Origin of the sequence: Taibaiella chishuiensis (genome assembly GCF_003014535.1) — a bacterium.
GTDB lineage: Bacteria > Bacteroidota > Bacteroidia > Chitinophagales > Chitinophagaceae > Taibaiella > Taibaiella chishuiensis.
In genome coordinates this window covers 233,477-256,300 of sequence record NZ_PYGD01000008.1, presented here as the reverse complement: position 1 = coordinate 256,300, position 22,824 = coordinate 233,477, and the positions used below count along the sequence as shown (strand labels likewise).

Genomic DNA, 22,824 nt, shown 5'->3' with positions numbered 1-22,824 from the left:
ATCTCTTTAAAAGTTTTTTTATGATGGATGTTTTATCCTTTGCGGCGCAATGGTTTCGCCGTATAGTCTTCCTTATCGCCCTGGTATTACCGGCAGCAACCGTACAGGCACAGTACGACCGGGTATGGACGTTCGGTACCAAGGGCGGGCTTAGTTTTGCAGCCGGTAACCCACAGCAGGCGCAGAATATGGCCGATATGCGGGGCAATAGTGCCAGCATCTGCGACCATAACGGCAACCTGCTTTTTTATACCGATGGCAACTATGTATGGAACCGGCAGCACAACCTGATGGTGGGCGGTGTAAACCTTACCGTGGGTCCCGGCTTGCCGGTCAAGCTGCCCGACCCGGGTAACGGCTGGATCGCCGATGCTACGGCCATCGCCATGAAACCCGGTGATCCGGGTAAGTACTATATCTTCTCCGAAAGAAGAGAGCCGATCGATCCGAATATCGGCAGTACCCTGTATTACCCCTCAGACCTCTATTACAGCATCGTGGATATGTCGGAGAACAACGGTCTGGGCGCAGTAATCGAGAAAGGAACATTTGTAGACAGCAATGTACAGAAACTGACGCTGGTTGCCGGCAACGATTGTAATATATGGCTCGTAACGCATCAGGGCCTGGGCAATGCCTATAAGTCTTATAACATCACTGCCGATGGTGTAAGTGCACCGGTTGTTTCCGCAACGGGCGGCACAACCACCGATGTGGAACTGGCAGGCACGCTTACCGTTTCGCATAACCGGACCCGGCTGGTGCTGACCAATATCGGTGTCTCGGCACAGCTGTCCGATTTCGACCCCGCTACAGGCATTGTATCCAATACCGTAACGCTACCGGTGGGTACTACCGGCCCTACGCCGCCGTCTTACCCGGCGGGGCCGGTAGATATGTGGCAGGGGGCAGCCTTCTCACCCGATGATTCAAAGTTGTACCTCTGCGGTCTTTCCGGTTACCTGGCGCAAATTGATCTTACCTTGAGCCCGCTTATGGGGCTGCTGCTGGGGCAGACTTATAACGGTACCGCGGTAACGGGCCTGGTGCGCAGCAGCGTTACTTTACAGAGTGGTCTGAAAACCGGCCCTGATGGCAAAATTTATTTTCACTACGAAAAGACACTGGACAATGGAACCATATACCCGACGGTAACCGGAAACGACAACCAACTGGGCGTGATCCAACAGCCCAATGTAGCCGGCGCCGGCTGTAATGTATCGCTTACACCGGTACTCAATATGTCGCCTGCTCCTTATATCAATTCGCTAAGTTACTTTCCCAACGAGATCGGCATTTTGCGTGTTGCCGATACGGTTGCCCGGAAATATACCCTTTGTCTTAAAGACAGCGTCCGGCTGGCAGCCACCGATACCGCCGGGTACAGTTATGCCTGGCAGCAGGGCGGCGATAAAGCATCGGTATGGGCTACACATCCGGGCGCTTATGTAGTGCGGTATTATACCTATGGTCCCTGTGTATATCATATCGACTCTTTTGTTGTAGCGCGTGCCGGTTTCGACTTCAGCCTGGGCCCCGATACCACCCTCTGCCATACGCCGCCCTATACGCTGGGCGCTGTCGTGCCCGGCGCATCTTACCGCTGGCAGGACGGGGTAAGCACCAGCAATTACACGGCCAGGAAAGATGGTTTGTACGTTCTCGAGGTAACGCGCAACGGCTGTACGTTGACCGACTCGGTACAACTGCGTTTTTTAGCGCTGGACCAGGACCTGGGCGCAGATATACAATTGTGTTACGACATGCCGGTAGCGGTGTCCCTCAACGCCAAAGTAACGCCCGGCGCCGCTATTCTCTGGAGCACGGGCAGTACCCAAGCCGGCATCAGGGTTACCGATACGGGTACTTATTGGGTAAGGGTATCAGAGTCGGTCTGTACGGCTTCGGATACGATGCGGGTCAGTTTCGATCCTTTGTGTTATTGTCATTTCGAAATGCCCAATGCCTTTTCGCCCAATGGCGACGGGCTTAACGACATGTTCCGGCCCGTGGTATCGACTGAGTGTCCCGTGCAGTCCTATAAACTCAGTATCTATAACCGCTGGGGACAACGTGTATTCTATAGCGCTAAAGCAGAGCAGGGTTGGGATGGTACCATCGAGGGGCAGACGGCAGAGGTGGGTACTTATATGTACGAGGTACAATTTCTCGGTGGCACGCAAAAGCGGCAGCATACCCGCAAAGGCGACCTGGTGCTGGTCCGGTAAGTTGTACCGGTTGTCATTACCCTGTGTTATATAAAAGCAAAAGCGGCATGTCGTCAGACATGCCGCTTTGTTATGGGTAACAAATGGTGTTGCATTAAGGGAGTACGGACAGGCGTTTGCTGATCATCCCGGTACCTGAAGAGAGGGTCAGGTTGTAAACGCCGCTTGCCAGCCCTGTAGTGTTCAACTGGTACTGGTTGGCGCCCTCTGTTGCTTTTACGCTGCTGCTGTACAGCATACGGCCCAGGTTATCGGTAATACGGATGTCCAGCGCGGTGGCTTTTTTAGCATAGCAGGAGATCCATACCGTACCTTTTGCCGGGTTGGGCGTTATGCTCAGGTCGCTCACTTCGGTAAGGTCTTTGATGCCGGTGGTTCCTGGTTTTCCGCTGGCTACATTCACTACCTCGTACTTATTAGCTGCTGTTTTTTTCCAGATCACGCTTACGACACGCAGTTTGGTTTTTTGCCATTTGGCGTCTATGTCCACCGAATAGCTTTTGGTAGCCTCTGTATTGGCGGCCACAGCGCCGTTGGCAATCTGCTCGCCCCAGGCCGAGCTGCTGGTCATCGAAGCGCGTAGAACGGCATTGTGGACCACCTTCCCGGTCTGGCCGTTCTGTACATTGGGAATACTGTCTTCGAGCACATAACAAGCCATGTAATATTCACCGTTGGATGCCGTCCAGAATTTGGATTTTGCGGTGGCGGTTACTTTAGTGCCGGATATGCTGTAGTTTACCGCACTGCTGGCCGCTGCGTCGCTGGTCGCAAACTGTCCTGCTGCACTGACGATAGAATTGCGGTCATCGTAGCTGTTGGGGTAGGGACCCGTACCGCTGCCTTTACCATTCACTTTAAAGGTGGGATTACCCTCTTTGTTGCTGAACAGTGCGCTGCCCTCGATCGCGCTACCGGTAGGATTGGAAAAGTTATCGGTAGCGCCAAAGGCGCCCTGGTCAAGATCATATACTGCGATATAAACACCCTTGCCCGAAGTTTTCAGGTCTTCATATACATCATGACCTACGGTCCAGCCCCAGTCGCCGCAATAAAAGCAACCCAGGCTTGTTTGTTTGGTTACCAGTGCCACAGACTTTTTCTCAGGTGTCTGTGCCTGGGCAATACCGGTACAGACGAATAGCGCTGCAATAAGTGTAGATTTTTTCATGTAAATATGTTTGGTAAGTAAAAGACAGGCATCCAGGTGGCCCTGACATAACGTAAAGCTATATTTGTTCTTGTTGTATTACATTAAACGAAAACACTAATTAACATTAATTAGCATTTAATAGTCCTGCAAAACGCCGGTGATCTTAAAATAAATAAAGCAGGCTGCTTATCATGATTATTGCTCCTGCCTGTAAGCGATCCCCTTGTGGGTATACAGCATGGCCGTAATCTTTGTATCTTCGGGTTACAATACTCCCGATCATGTATACAGGCCCGGTTTTCCCTTCGCATGAATGGCATAAATATATTCACCTTTTCAAAAGGCTGGAGGTGCCTGCCCGCACGGTACTGCTGCAGGAAGGCGATATCGCTAAACGCGCTTTTTTCGTATTGCGGGGTTGCCTGCGGGTTTGCTTCAACAACAAGGGCCGCGATATAACCACCCAATTCTTTTTCGAAGGCCAGGGTGTAGCGTCTATAGAGAGCTTCCGTACTGGTAAGCCCAGTCTTTTTGGCATCGAAACCATCGAACCCTGCCTGTTGTATGTGCTCGACAAAAAAGACTATGAATGGATCATTACGCAATCCGATACCATCAGGGCAGAGATCGAACATCATATCTTTAACCGCCTCCTGTCGTACCAACACCTTTTTATCTCCCGGATCAAAGACAGTCCCGAGGAGCGTTACCACGACCTGCTGGAACAACATCCCGAAATGCTTCAACGTATCCCGCAGCACTATATCGCTTCTTACCTGGGCATCACTCCTGTGTCGCTGAGCCGCATCCGCAACCGTCGCTAGCATTTCTTTACAATTGTTATCGTTGAGGGAAAACGGCGCTGCTAATTTTGCAGTATAAAACAAAAACCTATGAAGGCTGCAGTTATTCATGCCATGGGTACCATCCCGGCGTATGAAACATTTCCCGACCCGGTACCGGGTGCGGATGAATTGATCATTACCGTAAAGGCGGCTGCTCTGAAACAGCTCGACAAGTCGCGGGTAAGTGGCAAGCACTACACCAAATTCGAAACCCTGCCTGCCGCGGTGGGCGTAGATGGCGCCGGCGTATTGGAAGACGGTACCCGGGTATACGCCATCGGCGAAACAGGTATGATGGCGGGGAAAGCGCTGGTAAGAAAAGAAGCCTGTATCCCCCTGCCGGATGAGATAAGCTTCGAAATGGCAGCTGCCCTGCCCAATGCCTTACTGGGCTCCGATGCCGCCCTGCTTTGCCGTGGCGGTATACAGGCCGGGCATACCGTATGGGTCAACGGCGCTACCGGTGTGTCGGGTAAAATGGCGGTACAGGCGGCTAAACTGCGGGGCGCTGCCCGGGTAATCGCAACCGGTCGCGACCCGGTTAAACTGGAGGCGCTTAAAGCGCTTGGGGCCGACGAGGTGGTATGCCTGCAGCAAAGCGACGAAGCCCTTATGGCCGAACTATCGGCCCTTCAGGCGGCCAATCCTGTCGATATTGTGATCGACTACCTCTGGGGACGTCCTATGGAATTGCTCTTACAGGTACTGAAACAAGCCGTGCAAAAAACGGTGAAGATCGTGACCGTGGGCGAAATGGCCGGCGCTTCGATCAACCTGCCTTCGGGTATATTACGGAGTAAAAAGATCGAATTGCTGGGATCCGGTTTTGGCAGCATCAGTAAGGCCGAGATCTATACCTATTTTCACAAAGAGCTGCCGGGTCTCTACCGGCTGGCGGCCGACGGCCAATTGCGGTTTGATATCGAAACGGCCAGCCTGCAAGACGTAAGCCGGGTATGGGAACAGGAAGCAGCAGCCGGAAGCAGGTGGGTATTTTTAACCTGAGCGGCTCAAGCGGAAAAGTTGGGGACTCCGGTGTACTTACCCTGATTTTTTATTCTTCTTTGTCTTAATACAAAGAAGCAAAAATCAAGACTGTAGAAAAAGTGCTAAAAATGCCTTGTACGCCTAAAAGAAATATTCCGGGCAGTAGTAAAAATTGGACGAAGGAATGACGAACGAACTAAAATACAGGGCCAAACTGTGGGAGCTGTATTTCTTTCTATACGGCGTCCTGCAGCATTTTATTAACGCCCTTTTTCTAAAGGTCGGTATGTTTGGTTGTTTCCTGGCTTGACGTTCCGGCAGTGCATGTAATGGGCGTTGGGCAAAGCATTTCTACGCGGTTGGTGACCAGATGTTACGACCAATATATACCTGTTCGCTGCGTCGCCGTATCGCTGCGAGAAAAACTCGTATTCTACTGCTGCAAATAGTTGTAGGTGCCGGGCCAGGTAAATTCGTAGCGAGGCACTACAAATAGCTAAGGGTCTGGCAAAATGATGATTCGTTTTAAGAACAAGACTTTTATCCCCCAGAAATTCTGCTTGACCCACCTAAGCCCCCCGGTCGTAAAATTACAGGCATAAAAAAAACGGCAGTATCAACTGCCGTTTTGCTTTTCTAACTACAAAATAAACACAAATGAGCAACGTCTTATTTCGCTTCAGCAAACTCGAGGTTCAGGCGGATCGCGATATCTTTTGCGATACCGGCGCCGGTCGGGTCGTACTTGATATTATAGTCTAAACGGTTGATGGTGGTCGTAGCCTGGAAACCCGCTTTGGTATTGCCTTGCTGGTCTTTGGCAGTGCCGCCGTATACCACGTCGAATTTTACGGCCTTGGTCACGTCGCGGATGGTAAGTTTGCCGGACAGTTCGTATTTGTTGCCCGACAGTTTTTTAAACGCGGTGCTTTCGAACTTCATTTCAGGGAAGCTGGCAGCGTTAAAGAAATCGTCGGTTTTCAGGTGGCCGTCGCGCATCTCCACGCCGGTATTGATGCTGTTCACGTCAACGGTAAAGTTGATTTTAGCATCGCTCAGGTCTGCTTTGGAAGCAGCTACGGTGCCATCGAATTTTTTAAACGAGCCATCTACGAAAGAGATGCCCATATGTTTTACCGAGAAGTTCACGAACGAGTGCATGGGGTCTACTTTCCAGGTCGTTTGTGCAAAGCTTGCGATGCCGGCGGTAAAGGCTACCAGCAATAAAAGTAATTTTTTCATACAGTTCAGTTTTTGTGAGGAATGAAAGAAAGGCATGCTGTTGCCTTGTGGACACAAAGGTACAGGTCCTGTTTCCACTTTTTATTGATGTATGGTAAGATTTAACGGTAATGCACTGCCATGCATTAGCAACCACGTACTTATAATACGGGATGCAGGGGCGCTTGTTTTTTCTTTTTCCAGATATACCCGTCTATAATATAGTGGGTAACCTGCGGCAGCGTAAGCAGGGGCACGATAAAACAAAGCAGCGTGTCGCCGGGCATAATGCTGACCTGGTGAAAGATGCTGAAAATATCCTGGTGCTCCTTCCAAAGGGTCCAGTCCCATAGGCCTTCTTCGATATAGGCCAGCAGGAAGATAAGGCCCAGGAAGAGCAGGATGCCGTACGAACCGAAAAACAGGCGCAGCGGGCCGCGTGTCTTGCCGCCACCCACCTGCTTTTTACCATAGATCCAGATCAGCGCCATATAGGGTATACCATGGCTTACCACGTTCAGCAGGGTAAATGCCAGGTCGCCGTTAAAATAAACGATGCCGAAGTACCAGGAGAGCAGGGTGCCGGTAATGATACCCGCTTTGGGCAGGTTGAACCAGCGCTGTTGCAGGGATGTGTATACCTCTTTTACGATATACACGGCAAGCATGAGCAGGTACAGGACGGTAGCGCAGGTGCGTAAACCTTCAGCCGGAAACTGGATGAAATCACCTTTTACAAACCAGGAAAAGTTACGGGGACCCGCCAGGTGCCAGTAGAGCAGCGGGTACAGGGTGGCATAATAAATGGTGAACTTATCGATAAAGACAGCGAGCGGATTTTGCTGTTCCTGCCTGCTGTACAGGCGCATAAAGCCATATTGCTGGCGTACGAAATGAAATACGGCCAGGTAGGCGAGTATACGCCAGAACCATAGCGCATCGGCGGCGTAAAGCAATACCCCCGCGGTAAAGCTGAGTATGGGGATCAGCAGCAATGGACGGCCCAATTGCCTGCGGGCTGCAGGGTCCAGGTAGGTGCGGTATAAAGTGCTGTATACATGGGCCACGTCGATCAGCAATACCAGTACCACCCACCAGGTATCGGGCATCTGGTCGTTGTTGCGGAACAGGTCAGGGAACAGGGCGATGACCAGCAGGCTGAAAAAGGGCGGCAGCAGGATAAACAGGATATCGGTAACAGGCTTGCCCAGCCAGGGTTGTCGTTGTGCCATAGGGTGCTGTTATCGTTAGAGTAGTGCTTTTACTTTTGCGGCGGCATGCAGGCCCTGGTAAAAGGCCTCTTCAAATATGCTGATACCCGCCAGGTCGGTATGGGCAAAGTGGATACCCGGTGCAAGGCTGCGGCCCAGCGATGCACGTATGTCGCCATGGGCGATACCCGGCAGGGGCTGCGCCATAGCGTGGCCCCAGAGCATGATGTCTACCCGTTCCGTTTTGGTCGCAATATCGGGATGTATGCGTTTCAGGTCGGCCAGTATAGCTTTGGTCCAGGTGGCATGGTCGGTGGCATAAGCGGCTTTACGGGCGCTGTCGGGGTCGCTTTGGGTAAGCGGCAGGTAATAGGTCAGGTTTCTTTTATCCTTCCGTTGTTGCAATTGCTGGTGGGTGGCATCCACATACCCCAGCGAATTGCTGCCATAGATCACATTGTCCCAGCTTTCGGGGGCGCCGCTGCGTTCTTCCAGTTGCTTCACCGTCAGGTTGGCGACCAGCCAGGGGGTGTAATGCAGGTATTGGTGCACCTGTTGCAGCCGCGACTCATCCTTCAGCAGGCGGGCAGCTACAAACTGGGGTACGGCCAGGATACATTGCTGTGCAGCCAGGCCTTTCAGCTTCTTTTGCTGTACATCATAATAGGCAATACGGATCTCCTTTTCAGCCGGTCGTACTCCTACGGCCAATGCCCCGGTACGTACGCCGGCGCGGCATTGTTGTAACAACTGGCCGGCCAGGAAGCCATTGCCCTGCTCCCAGGTGAGCACATCGTGATAACTGGCGTTGCTACCCCGGCCTTTACGCGAGGCGAAGTAATGAATACCAGCCCAGGCGCTGATCTTATCGTAAGCGGTGCCAAAGTCGTCACGGGTGCAATAGTCTACATACCAGCGTATATAGCTGCAGGTCAGTTCCCGGTCGTCCATCCATGCTTTCATCGTTACCTGGTCCAGGGCGGTCAGTGCTGCATCCTTGCTGGAGGCATCTACCGGTATGGCAAAAGCATCTTTCCCGTCGGCGCCTTTCTGTTGTCTGAAGGCATCCATATAACGGAAGAAGTTTTTGAGCTGGAGCCGTTCCGGGTCGCTAAGCCCGAAGCGGGGCACGAGGCCATCCTGCCACTGGCCGTTGATATAGAGGCGCTCCTCGGGATCGCTGCATAAATGGTATTCGTTGTAAACAGGCAGCCCGGCTGCATCGTAGCCGGTAATTACACCGGCTTCCTGCAGGAAGGCCAGGTATTCCGTAAGGTTGTTGTTGGGTATGGGTATATAATGGGCTCCCCAGGGATATCCCGAAATGTTGTTGCCACCGCAGGCCGCATTACCCCCGGTTTTGGCTTCGAGGTCGAGCAGTACCACATCGTTTATGCCTGCTTTGCCCAGTTGCCTTGCAGCGGCAAGCCCGCTAATGCCGCCGCCTACGATAACCACCTGGTGCGGCTCCCAGCTTTCGGGCTCGCTAAAGGCATGGTCGCGCAACAGGTGCCCGGTCTTTGCCGATGCCCCGATTATGCTACCCGGTATCACGCGTTCCTGCCTGCAGGCCTGCAAGAGGGGCGTTATGCCGGCGAGTCCCGCCGAAATTTTTAGAAAGTCTCTCCGCTGCATTTACTGTTCCAGGTATTTGCCCCATTCTTCTTCAAAATAATGAACCAGGGCCTGGTTATTCAATTTGTTGACTTCAAGTGGGGTATGGGCTTTCATATCTTCCGGGAACTGGAGCATCTGTTCCATCACCGGTTTGCTGATGTACCTGGCCGTTATGGCAAAGGTATCGGGTACCTGGTAATGGTCTTGGTCGAGTGCCATGATATAACCCCATTCGCCAAACGATGGCACATAATTATGATACGGCACGGTATGAAAGCCGCATGCCATCAGCGTAGTATTGATCGACCAGAAGCTCCTGGGCGCTACATAGGGCGAGGTACACTGGATCACTACGGCAGCACCGGGCTGCAATACGGTTTGCAGCAGGCGGTAAAAGGCGGTGGTATACAACTTGCCGATCGCAAAACCCGAGGGATCGGGAAAATCGACGATCACGCAATCGAACCGTTGTTGCCGGTGCTTTTTCAGCCAGGTAAAGGCATCGGCATTGCTTACGGTCACCTTGCTGTTTTTTAATGAATATTTATTGATCTGCTGCAGGATCTGCTGGCTGGAGAAGAGCCGGGTCATGGCCGGGTCGAGGTCGACCAGCTGGACCGATTCCACGGAAGGATATTTTAAGATCTCGCGTACCGCAAGACCGTCGCCGCCGCCCAATACCAGCACATGCCGCGGGTTGCCGGCCGCGGTCATTGCCGGGTGAACGAGCGCTTCGTGGTAGCGGTATTCGTCGACCGAACTGAATTGCAGGTTATTGTTGAGGTACAGGCGCAGGTCTCTTTTGCTTTTAGTGATCACGATACGCTGGTAAGGCGTGGAGGTCGAATACACCACTTTATCGTTAAAGGCCAGGGTTTCGGAGTAGCTCATGATCTTTTCCGAGAGGATAAAGGCCAGCACCTGTGCCAGCAGCAGCAGTATGCCGCTAAATCTTATCTGCCGCACATTTCGGATCTCGCCGTAGAAATAGCGGGTCAGGTACAGGCCTACGCAGATATTCAGGATGCCGAAGAACAGGCTGGTGCGGATCAGGCCCATATAGGGCACCAGCAGCAGGGGGAATATAAGCGAAGCCAGCAGGGCGCCGATATAGTCGAAGGTAAATACTTTGCTGACCAGGTCTTTGAAGGCAACCTTGTCTTTAAGGATACGGAGCAGCAGCGGGATCTCGATGCCGACCAGGATGCCGGTAACCCCTACCAGGGCATACAGGATCGGCTGGAAGCTGATGGCCAGCGGGAACACCAGGAAAAGGATAGCCGCGCTGAAACCGCCGACCATGCCCACAAGCAACTCTATTTTTATAAACCAGCCCAACAGGTCGGTATTGAAAAAGCGGGACAGGTAAGAGCCTATACCCATGGCAAACAGGTATACCCCGATAATGATGCTGAACTGCGTAACGCTGTCGCCCAGCAGGTAACTGGCCAGGGTGCCGGCTACCAGTTCGTAGATCAGCCCGCAGGTGGCAATAATGAATACGGCTACCAGCAGGATCCATTGTGCGGTAAGCTCTTTTTTAGGGACAGGCTGTTTATCCATGTATGGCGGCGGCAATGATAATGGCAATGGCGATCATAAAAAAGCCGGCAAACAGGGCTACGGCGATATTCTTGTTTTCCATGATCTCTTTGCGGAGGTTGTGTTTCGGGGTCAGGATCTCGATCAGGGCGAAAGCCAGGAAGAGGATCAGGACGCCGATCCCGGAAAAGAGAAACGAATTGATAATGTTTTGAGGCATATAAGAGGTTTGATGTGTTAAGGGTTATTTATGTCCGCCGGGGCCCGAAGCGCTCCATTGTTGCTGGTTGCCGGAGGAGAACAGGCGCCAGCCGGTATAGTTGGCATAACCCAGCCAGCCCATCATTGCCGTAGCAAACAACAGGTACCAGCGCATGGGTAACAGGGAAAGCAGGAATTTTTTCATCGCTATTTATTTTCGTAGCTGAATTTGGAATAAGGGCTATGGCGCCATCTTTCTTTTTCGTAATAATGATTCATGATCAGCATAATCACCGGCCATAGGACGATGATCAGCCCGATCAGCCAGAAGTTGCGGTACATGGGGCTGTCGTTGACCACCCGCAGCTGGAAGTCTCTTACGGTGTTTTCGGAAGTTACGTTCATATCGCGCGAACTGCTGATCTGGAGGAAGTAGGTCCCCCCCGGGATGCTGCTCAGGTAAGCACTTTCGCGGGTAGAACCTTCCGACCAGCTTTCCCCGTCGCTTATACCATGGTAGTATTCGATACCCTGCTCCAGGCTGTATTCATCGCCGGTAGCGGCATTTACCAGGGTGGCATTCAGCTCGAACCAGGTATTGTCTACCGGGGCGGCGATCTCGAATTCGAGATTACTTTTCCATTTCTTCAGCTTAAAGGTATCCGATATAAAAGTTTGCGTAACGGTAGAATCGGAAAGCGTGAACGTGTTATTGAGGAGCTCTTTCTCCGAATTTGTCGATACGGTCGCATATTGTACCAGGATGAATAAGCCCAGTACCACCAGCATGGCGCGTATGATCGAGGGCATATCGGCGCGCATCTTTTCCTGTGCCGGCGCTACACCGCGGGCATAGGGCATGGCGCCTGCCTGTTTCCTCAGCAGGCTTTTATCGATATACTGACCATAGTACCAGGTCGTGCCTTCCGTAAAGTGTTGCTCTACGCTCCAGATATCCGGTTGGGAAATAAAATCAGTAGCCAGGGCATCGTAGTCATCGTTGAATACATTGCCCGGGAATTCGCCCTGGGCATACAGGATACGGGAACGGTATTGCAGGAAGATCTCGAATTCCTTGTTGTTATAATAAAAGGCATGTTTTTTCGCATCTTCGACCGTTGGCGTCTCCTGCATTTCCCGCAGCAGCATCCAGTGGCCATCCGATTCGTTGAGGAATACATAACCCTGTACTTTATTATAAAGGGTATACTCCCGCCAGGTTGCGGAACTGTCGTTGTAATCGACCTTGGAGGCAAAGCCGATTACGGTATAGGTGATATCGAATAGCTTGACAGGGCTGCCGAGTTTAAAATAACACGTTGTGGTAATGCCGTTATTCTCCGATGAGCGTTTCACCTGGGTGGTATTCTGGAGGGCATAGCGGTCGCCGCAGGTACATACCCAACTTTGTGCATAGGGATACGTCCTTACCGTAGTTGCCTGGCCGCAGGTGTTGCAGGTAAAGCTTTTACCGGTACGTTCCGTATCCCGGGTATGCTGCAGGTTAAGGGTGGTCACCGCCACAGGATGCAGGGTATAGACTTCGATCTCGTCGGGTGCATATTCGAAGATCTCTACTTTTTTGATGCCGCCAGCACATTCGTATGTAGATACTTTTTGGCTGCCGCCTGGTTTGTAAAAGGCGCCTTCGATATCGAGATACCTGCCATTGCAGCGCCGGGTCATATCGAACGATTGGTTGGCTTCCAGCATGATCCGGTTTGCGCCTTTCATACGCTGCAGGGCATGACGGTCGATAATGGCCGATTCGCGCAACTCGTAAATGGCGTATAACCCGTAGCCTTCGCCCAGGTACCATTTGCGGCTATCGCCCATATCGATGCTCCAGTAATTGTACACGGTCTCGTCGAACCAGGCGCGGAACCTGCCGGTTACGATAAAGGTCTTACCCTGCCAGGTGCCGGTAGTGCCGGGCTGGATATAGTCTTCGCTATGATCGATAATAGGGAGGACAAGGGGTTCAAGCCGCTCCTGCCTGCGTTCCCATACCGCTCCGCAGCTACAAATGGCCATATTGTTGACCGGGCTGCCGAAAGCAATGCTGCGGCTGCAGGTGGGACAGGTATATAAATTAGTGATCGTGCCCATATGCTACCGCTTTATCTTGTGATGGTCCAGCACGCGGGCTTCGAAGTAGGCAACAATCGTTTCGAAGATAGCCTGTACCGTACCGTCATTTTCGCGCAGGTAATTGCTGAGGTAGATATCCAGGTTCACTTTCCGGAATTCGGGCCAGGTATGTATCGAGATATGGCTTTCGCTGAGGCATACGATGCCAGTAAAACCTCCGGGCGTAAAGGCATGGTAGACCTCGCCGAGCTGGCGCAGGTCGTATTGCACCACCAGGCGGTCTATCAGTTGTTTGAAGCTGCCGGCATCGCGCAGCAGTTCTGGCTGTTCGGATTCCAATGTGGCAATTACATGGGAACCGGGCAGGTAAGTGTTCATCAGGGTTCAGGGATTCGGAATACTGCGCAATTTTAAGAAAAAGTATTCAGAAATCTGCGTATATCTCCCAAACGATAGCCGAATCCCCGGGGTAAAGCCTAGGCAGCGGGTTTGCTGCAACAGTTTTTAACCGTGCCCCCGGCCCCCGCAGCAGGACTGAGATAGGGGATACCCAGGTCGAGTCCCCTGAGGATCAGCAGCAGGCCCAGGAACACGGAAATGAACGTGGCCGTTTTTCGTAGTTTGGGTTGTAAGCGAAGTCCGATGCGGGTTTTGAAGAGACTTAATGCGGCGAGCGCCGGCGTGGTGCCCAGTCCGAAGAGGAACATAAAGAGGAAACCGGTCAGGGGGGCGGCCGTTACGGTCGATGCCGCCAGGGCGGTAAAGACCAGTCCGCAGGGCAGGAAACCATTCAGGTAGCCCATCACAAAAAAGTAATGCAGCCGGGGCCGGGCCTGTACCCGGGCAAAGAGGTTGCCGAATTCTTTTTGGAAAAGGAAATGCCCTTTAAGCCGCCGGGCAATGGCAGGCACAAAGGCCATAACCAGGATAAGTACGCCGGCTGCTACAGACAGGCCTTGTTGCCAGTCGATAAGACTGATGCCCTTGCCCAGCAGGCCCATCAGGATGCCCATGCTGCCATAAGCCAGGCATTTGGCCAGGTAATAAACCAGCGTGGCCAGTCCCTTGTGGCCACCCCGTCCCGATGGAAAGGGCACGGCCAGCACCAGCGGACCACACATGCCCAGGCAATGCATACTGCCGCCTATACCCAGTAAAAATGCAGATACCAGTAATGCGCTCGACATCATCAGGGAATTTTGATCTCTTTATAATAAGCCGTACCACCGGCGTTAAGGTCCATTTTCAGGATATAACCGCGGCCTTTTAACATCGACCTGCTAAAGCTATACCGGCCGTCTGCACTGCTGCTTACAGGTAACAATACATCGGCTTTATCATCGGCCGGGCAATAGAAATGCAGTTGACCGGAGGTCAGCGCCTGGCTGATGCTGCGCGGTAGCTGCAGCCGGATGCTGTCCGTCCCGGCCGACAGGGAGAATTCATGATCCAGGCGCCGGGTATTGTTCATGGCATCCAACTGCTGCTGGTAGTGCAGTTCCTGTTCATAATAATTCTTACTTACCATAGATACCTTTTGCGTGGCGGAGCGGTAAACCAGCAGGCTCATCAGGACCAGCATGATCCCGAAAAGGAGGAGCAGGAGATTACCGCTATGACGGAGTGCTTTCATACATTATATTTTAAGGTCAGTACTGACCGATAAAGGTTACCTCTTTGGTCTGGACCAGTTCATGGCCCGACATGATCCGGACCGGGATCTTTTGTTTGCGCTGTATGATCTTTGAGGCAGGCATTTTTATAAAAAAAGTTTCTTCGCTGGCGACACCGGTATACAGCGAATCTATAGGTTTGCCCACCAGTTCGATCTTCGCCTTGCCGTCCGTAGTTTCGAGGTGGTAAGGCTCCGGTTTCAGGCTTTTGCTTACGATTTTGATGCGGTACAGGTTACTTACCGTACCGTCTGTATTTTCCTGCAGGATCTGGCCGGGTACCCGTAGTATGGTGGCGTCGAACATGGAGCGGGTTACCAGTAAGATCACCAGCGCAGATAACAGGGCCAGGAGCAGTACAGAAAAGGCTTTTACCCTGCCGGTTACTTTAGGCCTGGCGCCTGCTGCAATACTGTTTTCGCTGGCCAGGCGGATCAGGTCCGGTGCACGGTTCACTTTTTTCATCATCATATTACAGGCATCGATGCAGGCCGTGCAGTTCACGCATTCCAGCTGTATGCCGTTCCTGATATCGATACCCGTAGGGCATACCTGGACACAGAGGTTACAATCGATACAATCGCCGGCCGGAGCTGCAGCAGCCTCTTTCCTGCGCCGGGAGCGGGGTTCGCCCCGCAGGTAATCGTAGGCTACCACGATCGAGTTCTTGTCGAGCAGCACGCTTTGCAGGCGGCCATAGGGGCATATTACCGTACACACGATCTCCCGTATAAAGGCAAACACGATATAGAATACGATAGAGAAAGCCAGCAGGGCAATAAAGCCTCCGATATGTGCGCTTACCGGTTCCGTCATCATACGGAAGAGGGCTGTTGTGCCTATGATATAAGCCAGGAAGGTATGGGCGATCAATAGGGAGACCAGGAAAAAGACCAGGTGCTTGAAGCCTTTGCGGATATACACTTCGGTTGTCCATGTCTTGCGGTTGGCCGCGGCCTGTTTATTGGCCGGGCCTTCGATCCAGTATTCGATACGGCGGAAGACCATTTCCATAAATACCGTTTGGGGGCAGGCCCAGCCGCAGAATACCCGTCCGAACAGTTGGGTGAATACGATGATAAACAGCAGGCATACCAGCATACCGATGCCCACCAGCAGGAAGTCCTGGGGCAGGAATACTTTGCCGAAAAAGATAAAGGTCGCTTCGGGGAAGTTGAACAGGAAAAGCGGGTTGCCTTTGATCCTGATAAAAGGCAGGGTAAAAAAGACCAGGAGATAAAGCACGCTGATGATGCTGCGCAGGTTATAGAGCCGGCCCCTGGGCTGCAAGGCATAGATCCATTTCCGTTTACCGCCGGCATCGGCAGTCGCTATATGATCGCCAAAGTCTGTTTTCCTGTTGTCCCGCTCTTCGCTGCTCATGACTTAAGATTTTTTATTCGTGGTATCTGTAGCGGCCGTGGCCGTAGCGCTTTCTTCGGTATATAACTCACCCTGTTGCTCTTTGGCTGCCGGTGGATTGCTGCCATGCAGCGATTTTACATAACTGGCCAGTTGGGCGATCTGGGCAGGCGAGAAGTCGTCTTTCCAGGACTTCATCCCTTTTTCCGGCCAGCCGTATTTTATCGAATGAAACACATCTTTAATCCCGCCTTTGTGCAACCAATAGTCATCCGTAAGGTTGGGGCCTACGCCGCCCTGGCCCTTATCGCCGTGGCAGGCCACGCAGTTCTTGGCATATAGGGCGCCGCCTTCGGCTATACCGGCTGCGTCCAGCATCGCTACATTGTTTTCATCTACATTATTGGCTGCGTTTTTCAGGTACTCGGCCTGTTGTGCCGCAGCGATTTCGTTGGCCGTATTCAGTTCGGTGATCTGGTCGGGTATACTGCCCGTCCCAAACATGCGGTAAAGGTATACTACGCCAAAGAGGATACTGGCATAGAAGGCATAGCGCCACCAGGCAGGTACTTTATTGTCCAGCTCGCGGATGCCGTCATAATCATGCGCCATATCCAGGCTGTCTTCATCGGCCAGGGGCACGGTTTGGTTTACCTTCTGGAAAAACTTTTTAAAGTCGAATCTTTTTTTCGCTTCAGTCGCGGGTGTCTGTACCGGCAAGCCCAGGAAACGGAACAGCATCCGTACCAGGATCAATACCACCGCAAATTCGAGGCTTACCACGATCAGCAGGAAGTAAAGGTCGGTGGGAAACGCAGGGCCTTTAGCTGCCACGGTTTCGGCCGCCGCTGCCGCTTCTTCCGCATGGGCGCCGTTTACAGCAGCCAGGCTGATCAGTCCTGCGAGCAGTGCCGCTTTGCCGGCGCTCCTGCCTTTTTGTTCCCGCTGCCGACTCCAGTATATTTTGCCTGCCCCGATCACGGCATTGCCCAGCATGGCTATAACGAACAGCAGCAGTACCGACATGCCGGTCAGTATATACCGGGCCAGGTCATAGCTGTTCATGGGGGCGGCTGCAGGCGTTGCCGGGGCGGTAGCGGCTTCCTGGGCCAGCGCAAACAATTGCGGGATGAACAGCAGGCCGCCCAGCAGCAGGGCCTTTTTACTCAGGATAGAAAATTTAGGGTTGATCATGCTCTTGCAGAATTAAAGACTATTTCAGGGGTATATTGGCTTTGTCGTTCATCTTGCTTTTATCGGCGCTGAATACATAGATGATGACGAACAGGAAGATCGCTGTAAACAGGACCAGGGAGAGTAAAGGATAGATGCTTACATGATCGATATCCTTGAGATAATTAGTGAATTTCATGATCCGTATTTTGTGTGGTTAAAGGTTCTTTTTTAATGTCGGTACCCAGGCGTTGCAGGTAAGCGATCACCGCGATAATCTCTTTACTGCTTACCGCTTTGATCTTTTCGGAGCGTAACCTGGCGGTTATTTCATCCGCCTGTTTGCGCAGCTCCGCATTGGCGATCTTGTCATAACCTTCGGGGTAGGGTACGCCCAGCGATTGCATCACGCGTATTTTCTTCGCCGTATTGCTGGTATCGAGGTCCTTATCCAGCAGCCAGGGGTAGGCCGGCATAATACTGCCGTCGCTGATCTCCTGCGGATCGTTCATATGCTTGTAATGCCAGCTGTCGGGATACTTGCCGCCTACGCGGTGCAGGTCGGGGCCGGTGCGTTTGCTGCCCCATTGGAAAGGCCTGTCGTAGATAAATTCGCCGGCTTTGGAGTATTCGCCGTATCGCGCCTCTTCATCACGGAAAGGCCGTATCATCTGCGAGTGGCAGGTATAACAGCCTTCGCGCACATAGATGTCCCTGCCCTGTAACTCAAGCGGGGTATAGGGTTTCACCGCAGCGATGGTCGGTACATTGCTGTCGATCAGGAAGGTCGGGATCAGTTCGATCATACCGCCTATAGCCACTACGATCAGGCTGAAAATAAGCAGGCGTATCGGTTTGCGTTCGATCACGCTATGCCAGTGCATTTTGGATACCGGCATGGCCTGTGCTTTCAAAGGCACACCCTCTGCGGCTTCGTTGGCCACGAAGCGGCCCGCTTTGGTGGTTTTATACAGGTTTACCGCAGCCAGTACGGTTCCTCCCAGGTAACACAATCCGCCGATACCCCTCAGGATATACATGGGTATGATATGCGTAACAGTTTCCAGGAACTGGTATTGCAATTGACCGCTTTCGGTAAATTTCTTCCACATAATACTTTGCGAAAAGCCGGCCCAGTAGAGCGGGATGGCATACAGCAGGATGCCTACGGTACCCAGCAGGAAATGCGTATTGGCCATTTTGCGGGAGTAGAGGGTGGTATTCCACATGCGGGGCACCATATAATACAACATGCCGAATATGAGGAACCCGTTAAAGCCCAGGGCGCCTACGTGTACGTGGGCAATGGTCCAGTCGGTATAGTGGCTGATGGCATTTACATTTTTCAGCGACAACATCGGGCCTTCGAATGTAGCCATACCATAACAGGTAAGCGCTACTACGAACATTTTAAGAATAGGATCTTCGCGTACCCGGTCCCAGGCGCCGCGCAGGGTGAAGAGGCCGTTGAGCATACCGCCCCAGCTGGGCAGGATCAGCATGATGCTGAACACCGTACCCAAAGCCTGTGCCCAGGCGGGCAGCGCGGTATAGAGCAGGTGATGCGGTCCGGCCCAGATATAAATAAAGATCAGCGCCCAGAAGTGGATAATACTCCAGCGATAGGAATAGATAGGCCGGTTAGCCGCTTTGGGCACAAAGTAATACATAAGGCCGAGGAAAGGCGTGGTCAGGAAGAAGGCCACCGCATTGTGCCCGTACCACCATTGTACCAGGGCGTCCTGTACGCCGGCATACAGGCTGTAGCTTTTAAACAGGCTTACCGGGTATTCAAATGAGTTAACGATATGCAGCATGGCCACCGTTACCCAGGTACCGATAAAGAACCAGAGGGCCACGTACAGGTGCCGTTCACGCCTGCGCAGTATCGTACCGAACATATTGATGCCGAACACCAGCCATATCACGGTGATCAGGATATCGATAGGCCATTCCAGTTCGGCATATTCCTTACCGGTAGTATAACCCATAGCCAGCGAAATAGCGCCCAGTACGATAATCAGCTGCCAGCCCCAGAGGTGGATCTTGCTGAGCAGGTCGCTGTACAGGCGGGCTTTCAATACCCTTTGCATAATGTAATAAGCGCCGGCAAACACGGCATTCCCCACGAAGGCGAATATCACCGCGTTGGTATGGATGGGGCGCAGCCTGCCGAATGAGGTATAGGGTATGCCGAAGTTCAGGGCGGGGTAGGCCAGCTGGAAGGCAATCAGAACGCCTACGAGCATACCCACCAGCCCCCAGATCATCGTGGCTATGCCAAATTGTTTTACAATCCTGTTGTCGTAATAAAACTGTTCTGCCTGCATGGTATTGCTATTTTTCATTGTTATGTGCGGTGTCGTTATTATTGCTGTCTTCGAAAAAGATGCGGTGTGCGGGAGCATAATCATCATCGAACTGGCCGGAGCATACGCTCCAGAGATAGGCGCCGAGGAAGAACAATGCCACCAGGAGGCTTGCAGACAGGAGGAAAATGATGACGATCATAAAGGATAATTTGATGGTACAAAATTGCATCCTGCGCGCTTGTTGTAAAATGTTGTTGCTTAGCCCGCCGTATGATTTTCGTCATGTTTTTGTCAGGCCTTTTTACGGGTTATGATCTTAACGCCGGTATAGGCGATCATCATGATACCAAAGGAGGAAGCCGGCATCAGGATGGCGGCGATCATAGGCGATAACTCGCCGCTTACCGCGAAGAAGAGGCCGGCAAGATTGAATAGGAGGGAATAGCCGAAACCACCCAGGATAAGCCTGCGGCTTTGCCGTGCCATTTTCAGGTACCGGTCCAGGTTGCGGGTTTGCCCCGCCTGGATAATGGCATCACAGGCCGGTGAAAAGGTAAAGGAATCCTGCATTACGGCAATGCCGGCATCGCTTTGCTGCAGCGCCCCGGCATCGTTCAGGCCGTCGCCCACCATCAGTACCTTATGCCCCTGGTTTTGCAGGGCCTGTATCCGTTCCAGTTTTTGCTGTGGCGAACACTGGTAATAGAGTGCGGTGCCTTGTGGGAATAGTTGCTGCATCCGGGCTTTGCTGCTTTCGTTGTCACCGCTCAGCAGGATCATTTTATAGGACCGCAACCGGTGGAGCAGTTCTTGTATTCCGGACCTCAGGTTATTGGCAAAGCGGAAATGTGCTTTGATCACGCCCTCTACGCTGATCCATACGTTGCTGTCTGTGGTGGCGGTGCCGGGCGCCTGCACGTATTGAGCGCTACCGGCGCGGATCCTGCGACCCTCCACGATGCCTTCTATTCCTTTGCCGGCAAGTTCCTGGTAGTGTTTTACGGCGTGCTTCCGGAAACCGGGAAACGTCTGGCAGATCGCTTTGCTCAAGGGGTGTGCCGACTGCGAGAGCAGGGAAAGTATCGCATTTTTTTCATCGGCTGTCCAGTCGAGGTAGGCGGCTTCGGCCGCCCCGCCCCGGGTTTCGGTAATGGTACCTGTTTTGTCGAAGGCGATACAGTCGGCTATGGCCATCTGTTCCAGGGTGCGGGCATTCTTTACAAAGAAGCCGCTTTCCGAAAAATGACGGATCAGGTGCCCATAAGTAAAGGTGGTGGTTAGTAACAGTGCGCAGGGACAAGCCACGATAAGCACCGCGGTAAAGGCATTCCAGGCATAAGCGGGATCGGTATACTGCCAGTAGCACCAGGCCGCCGTAGCGATCAGCAATACACAAAGCGAAAAATACCGGCTTATATGCTCGGATAAAGATTTGCGGTCGCTTTTACCGGCCGAAAAGATCTCGTTGTTCCAGAGCCGGGTAAAGCTGTTCTGCGAAAATGCCTTTACGGCAATGACCTCGATACCGGCACCGTTTACCTTGCCGCCGGCATAGATCAGTCCGCCTATGGCTACCTGTTCCGGCGCTTCTTCGCCGGTAATAAAGCTGTAGTCGATCTCTGCCTGTCCTTTCGATAAGATGCAATCTGTAGGCACTACCTCCTGGTGATGCAGCAACAGCCGGTCATCGGCCTCGATCTCTTTTATACTGCGCACTGTTTCCTGTTCGCCTTGCAATACCGTAACGGCAACGGGGAAATACGACTGGTAATCGCGGTTGAACCGCAGGGTGCTATAGGTGCGGTTTTGCAGGGTACGACCCAGCAGCATGAAGAATACGATGCCGCTCATACTATCAAGGTAACCGGCGCCCGTGCCCGACAGGATCTCGTATACACTCCTGGAGAACGTAACGGTAATGGCCAGGGCTATGGGCGCATCGATATTGATATACCGCTGCCGGAAGCTGTACCAGGCATTGGTAAAGAACTCGCGTGCGCCGTAGCCAACCACGGGCAGTGCCAGCAGCAGGTTGACATACCGGAAGAAGGTAGCGAGCTGCGGGGCGGCAAAGGCTTCCAGCCCGAGGTATTCGGGAAAACTGATCAGCATGATATTGGCGAAGCAAAAGCCCGTGATGCCCAGTTTATAAGCCGCTTTGCGCGCCGAATAGGTGGTAGCCGGTTTAGCTTCCGCTTCTTCGGTAGTGATATAGGGTTCATAGCCGATAGCGGTGAGCAGTTCGGCCACCTCCTTCAGGCTTATGCTGTTGTGCAGGAACGATACGGACAGTTCTTTAGCTGCGAAATTTACCCGCGAATCGAGAATGGCTTCGTGGATGCGTCCCAGGTGCTCCAGCAGCCATAAGCAGGAGCTGCAGTGGATGCCGGGCAGGTAAAAGGTAGCCTGGCTTTGCTCTTTGTTGCTGAAGGTGATCAGCCGGCGGGCTATGGCAGGCTCTTCCAGGAAGCGGAACTGTTCCGGTTGTACTGCCCGCATAGCGCTGCCCGGCGTTGTATTGAGGCAGTAGTAATGATCGAGGTTATTACGGTTAAGCAGCAGGTACACGCTTTTGCAGCCGCCGCAACAAAAATGTTTGTCTTCGAGGATAATGGTCCTGTCGGTACAGGTATCGCCGCAATGGAAGCAGGTAAGCTCAGTGAGGGTGTCCATCATTATTTATCGTTTTGCAACTACCGGTGCAGTTCCTGAAGCGCGCCAGTACATATTTTTCTTTATGGATCTGGATGCTGATCAGTTCTTGTAAAAAGCGGCCCAGGGCCTGGCCTGCATCCGGCACGGGTTCTGCGGTCTCCGGCAGTGCCAGCGCCTGCTGCAGTTGCGCCCCGGCGGTAAGCAGGGCGCTGTAGTGTACTTTCACCTTTTTAAAAGGACTGCAGCAGTCTGATCGCTGGCCCTCGGCATCCAGCTGCAGCAGGAACGGGTAGAGCTCCCCTTGTTCTTTACGGTACAGTTGGATCAGCTCTTCGTTTATTTTAAGGAGTAGCGCCCCGGTACTTGTGTTGTCCATCTCTTTGCTCCATATCGAGAGCGCATCGTTGAGCAGGTTGAGTTGCTGAAATAATTGCGGGTAAATCTCCTGCAACAGCAGTTCTATCTGTTGTTGGGTGGGGATTGTAGCGAGCCGGCTGAAGCCGGTTGGGGTAGGGTACTGCATGGGCCTGTTTTGAACGGCAAAATTGCCATA

21 protein-coding genes are annotated in these 22,824 nt (G+C 52.7%); 3 read left to right on the top strand and 18 right to left on the bottom strand.

The window, feature by feature from the left end:
- The first annotated feature begins 20 nt into the window (after positions 1 to 20).
- Entirely contained in the window at positions 21 to 2,228 is a 2,208-nt protein-coding gene (locus tag B0I18_RS19025) for a T9SS type B sorting domain-containing protein (protein ID WP_106524332.1), read from the top strand.
- A 94-nt stretch (positions 2,229 to 2,322) separates the two neighbouring features.
- Here B0I18_RS19025 and B0I18_RS19020 read toward each other — a convergent pair whose 3' ends face one another.
- On the bottom strand, positions 2,323 to 3,399 hold the full coding sequence (locus B0I18_RS19020; RefSeq protein ID WP_106524331.1) for a T9SS type A sorting domain-containing protein: 1,077 nt from the start codon (positions 3,397 to 3,399) through the stop codon (positions 2,323 to 2,325).
- 263 nt (positions 3,400 to 3,662) lie between these two features.
- Here B0I18_RS19020 and B0I18_RS19015 point away from each other — a divergent pair, with 263 nt between their 5' ends.
- The gene (locus B0I18_RS19015; protein WP_106524330.1) at positions 3,663 to 4,205 is read left to right on the top strand and encodes a Crp/Fnr family transcriptional regulator; all 543 of its coding nucleotides are present in this window, start codon (positions 3,663 to 3,665) and stop codon (positions 4,203 to 4,205) included.
- A 69-nt stretch (positions 4,206 to 4,274) separates the two neighbouring features.
- The gene (locus B0I18_RS19010) at positions 4,275 to 5,231 is read left to right on the top strand and encodes a quinone oxidoreductase family protein (protein ID WP_106524329.1); all 957 of its coding nucleotides are present in this window, start codon (positions 4,275 to 4,277) and stop codon (positions 5,229 to 5,231) included.
- A 651-nt stretch (positions 5,232 to 5,882) separates the two neighbouring features.
- Here the strand turns inward: B0I18_RS19010 and B0I18_RS19005 are convergent.
- From B0I18_RS19005 to B0I18_RS18930, 17 genes are all read right to left on the bottom strand, one after another.
- Positions 5,883 to 6,455 (bottom strand): YceI family protein, encoded by a 573-nt coding sequence (locus B0I18_RS19005; RefSeq protein WP_106524328.1) that lies wholly within the window; start codon positions 6,453 to 6,455, stop codon positions 5,883 to 5,885.
- Between the two features lie 140 nt (positions 6,456 to 6,595).
- Positions 6,596 to 7,666 (bottom strand): hypothetical protein, encoded by a 1,071-nt coding sequence (locus B0I18_RS19000; RefSeq protein WP_106524327.1) that lies wholly within the window; start codon positions 7,664 to 7,666, stop codon positions 6,596 to 6,598.
- A gap of 15 nt (positions 7,667 to 7,681) precedes the next feature.
- Positions 7,682 to 9,280, bottom strand: coding sequence for an FAD-dependent oxidoreductase (locus B0I18_RS18995; RefSeq protein WP_106524326.1), 1,599 nt, complete (start codon positions 9,278 to 9,280; stop codon positions 7,682 to 7,684).
- Positions 9,281 to 10,825 (bottom strand): polyamine aminopropyltransferase, encoded by a 1,545-nt coding sequence (locus B0I18_RS18990; protein ID WP_106524325.1) that lies wholly within the window; start codon positions 10,823 to 10,825, stop codon positions 9,281 to 9,283.
- Positions 10,818 to 11,024: a DUF350 domain-containing protein gene (locus tag B0I18_RS18985; RefSeq protein WP_106524324.1), complete on the bottom strand. Its 207-nt coding sequence runs from the start codon at positions 11,022 to 11,024 to the stop codon at positions 10,818 to 10,820. The genes B0I18_RS18990 and B0I18_RS18985 overlap by 8 nt, the downstream gene beginning before the upstream one ends.
- 24 nt (positions 11,025 to 11,048) lie before the next feature.
- Entirely contained in the window at positions 11,049 to 11,210 is a 162-nt protein-coding gene (locus B0I18_RS25140; protein WP_181358529.1) for a hypothetical protein, read from the bottom strand.
- Between the two features lie 2 nt (positions 11,211 to 11,212).
- Positions 11,213 to 13,114 carry a DUF4178 domain-containing protein gene (locus B0I18_RS18980; RefSeq protein WP_106524323.1) on the bottom strand — a complete coding sequence of 634 codons (1,902 nt, stop codon included), beginning with the start codon at positions 13,112 to 13,114 and terminating at the stop codon, positions 11,213 to 11,215.
- 3 nt (positions 13,115 to 13,117) lie between these two features.
- Positions 13,118 to 13,474, bottom strand: coding sequence for an S-adenosylmethionine decarboxylase family protein (locus B0I18_RS18975; RefSeq protein WP_106524322.1), 357 nt, complete (start codon positions 13,472 to 13,474; stop codon positions 13,118 to 13,120).
- Positions 13,475 to 13,572: 98 nt separating this feature from the next.
- A complete protein-coding gene (locus B0I18_RS18970) occupies positions 13,573 to 14,286 on the bottom strand; it encodes a sulfite exporter TauE/SafE family protein (RefSeq protein ID WP_106524321.1) in 714 nt (237 codons plus the stop codon).
- A complete protein-coding gene (locus B0I18_RS18965) occupies positions 14,286 to 14,729 on the bottom strand; it encodes a FixH family protein (protein ID WP_106524320.1) in 444 nt (147 codons plus the stop codon). Before B0I18_RS18965 ends, B0I18_RS18970 begins: the two co-directional genes overlap by 1 nt.
- Positions 14,730 to 14,745: 16 nt before the next feature.
- Positions 14,746 to 16,152 (bottom strand): cytochrome c oxidase accessory protein CcoG, encoded by a 1,407-nt coding sequence (ccoG, locus tag B0I18_RS18960; protein ID WP_106524319.1) that lies wholly within the window; start codon positions 16,150 to 16,152, stop codon positions 14,746 to 14,748.
- A 3-nt stretch (positions 16,153 to 16,155) separates the two neighbouring features.
- The gene (locus tag B0I18_RS18955) at positions 16,156 to 17,325 is read right to left on the bottom strand and encodes a cbb3-type cytochrome c oxidase N-terminal domain-containing protein (protein WP_106524318.1); all 1,170 of its coding nucleotides are present in this window, start codon (positions 17,323 to 17,325) and stop codon (positions 16,156 to 16,158) included.
- Positions 17,326 to 17,344: 19 nt separating this feature from the next.
- On the bottom strand, positions 17,345 to 17,503 hold the full coding sequence (locus B0I18_RS18950; RefSeq protein ID WP_106524317.1) for a CcoQ/FixQ family Cbb3-type cytochrome c oxidase assembly chaperone: 159 nt from the start codon (positions 17,501 to 17,503) through the stop codon (positions 17,345 to 17,347).
- A complete protein-coding gene (gene ccoN / locus B0I18_RS18945) occupies positions 17,490 to 19,652 on the bottom strand; it encodes a cytochrome-c oxidase, cbb3-type subunit I (RefSeq protein WP_245882118.1) in 2,163 nt (720 codons plus the stop codon). The genes B0I18_RS18950 and ccoN overlap by 14 nt, the downstream gene beginning before the upstream one ends.
- A complete protein-coding gene (gene ccoS / locus B0I18_RS18940) occupies positions 19,642 to 19,815 on the bottom strand; it encodes a cbb3-type cytochrome oxidase assembly protein CcoS (protein WP_106524346.1) in 174 nt (57 codons plus the stop codon). The genes ccoN and ccoS overlap by 11 nt, the downstream gene beginning before the upstream one ends.
- A gap of 92 nt (positions 19,816 to 19,907) precedes the next feature.
- Entirely contained in the window at positions 19,908 to 22,289 is a 2,382-nt protein-coding gene (locus B0I18_RS18935) for a heavy metal translocating P-type ATPase (protein ID WP_181358528.1), read from the bottom strand.
- A complete protein-coding gene (locus B0I18_RS18930; protein WP_106524315.1) occupies positions 22,273 to 22,794 on the bottom strand; it encodes a hypothetical protein in 522 nt (173 codons plus the stop codon). Before B0I18_RS18930 ends, B0I18_RS18935 begins: the two co-directional genes overlap by 17 nt.
- Between the last annotated feature and the right edge of the window lie 30 nt (positions 22,795 to 22,824).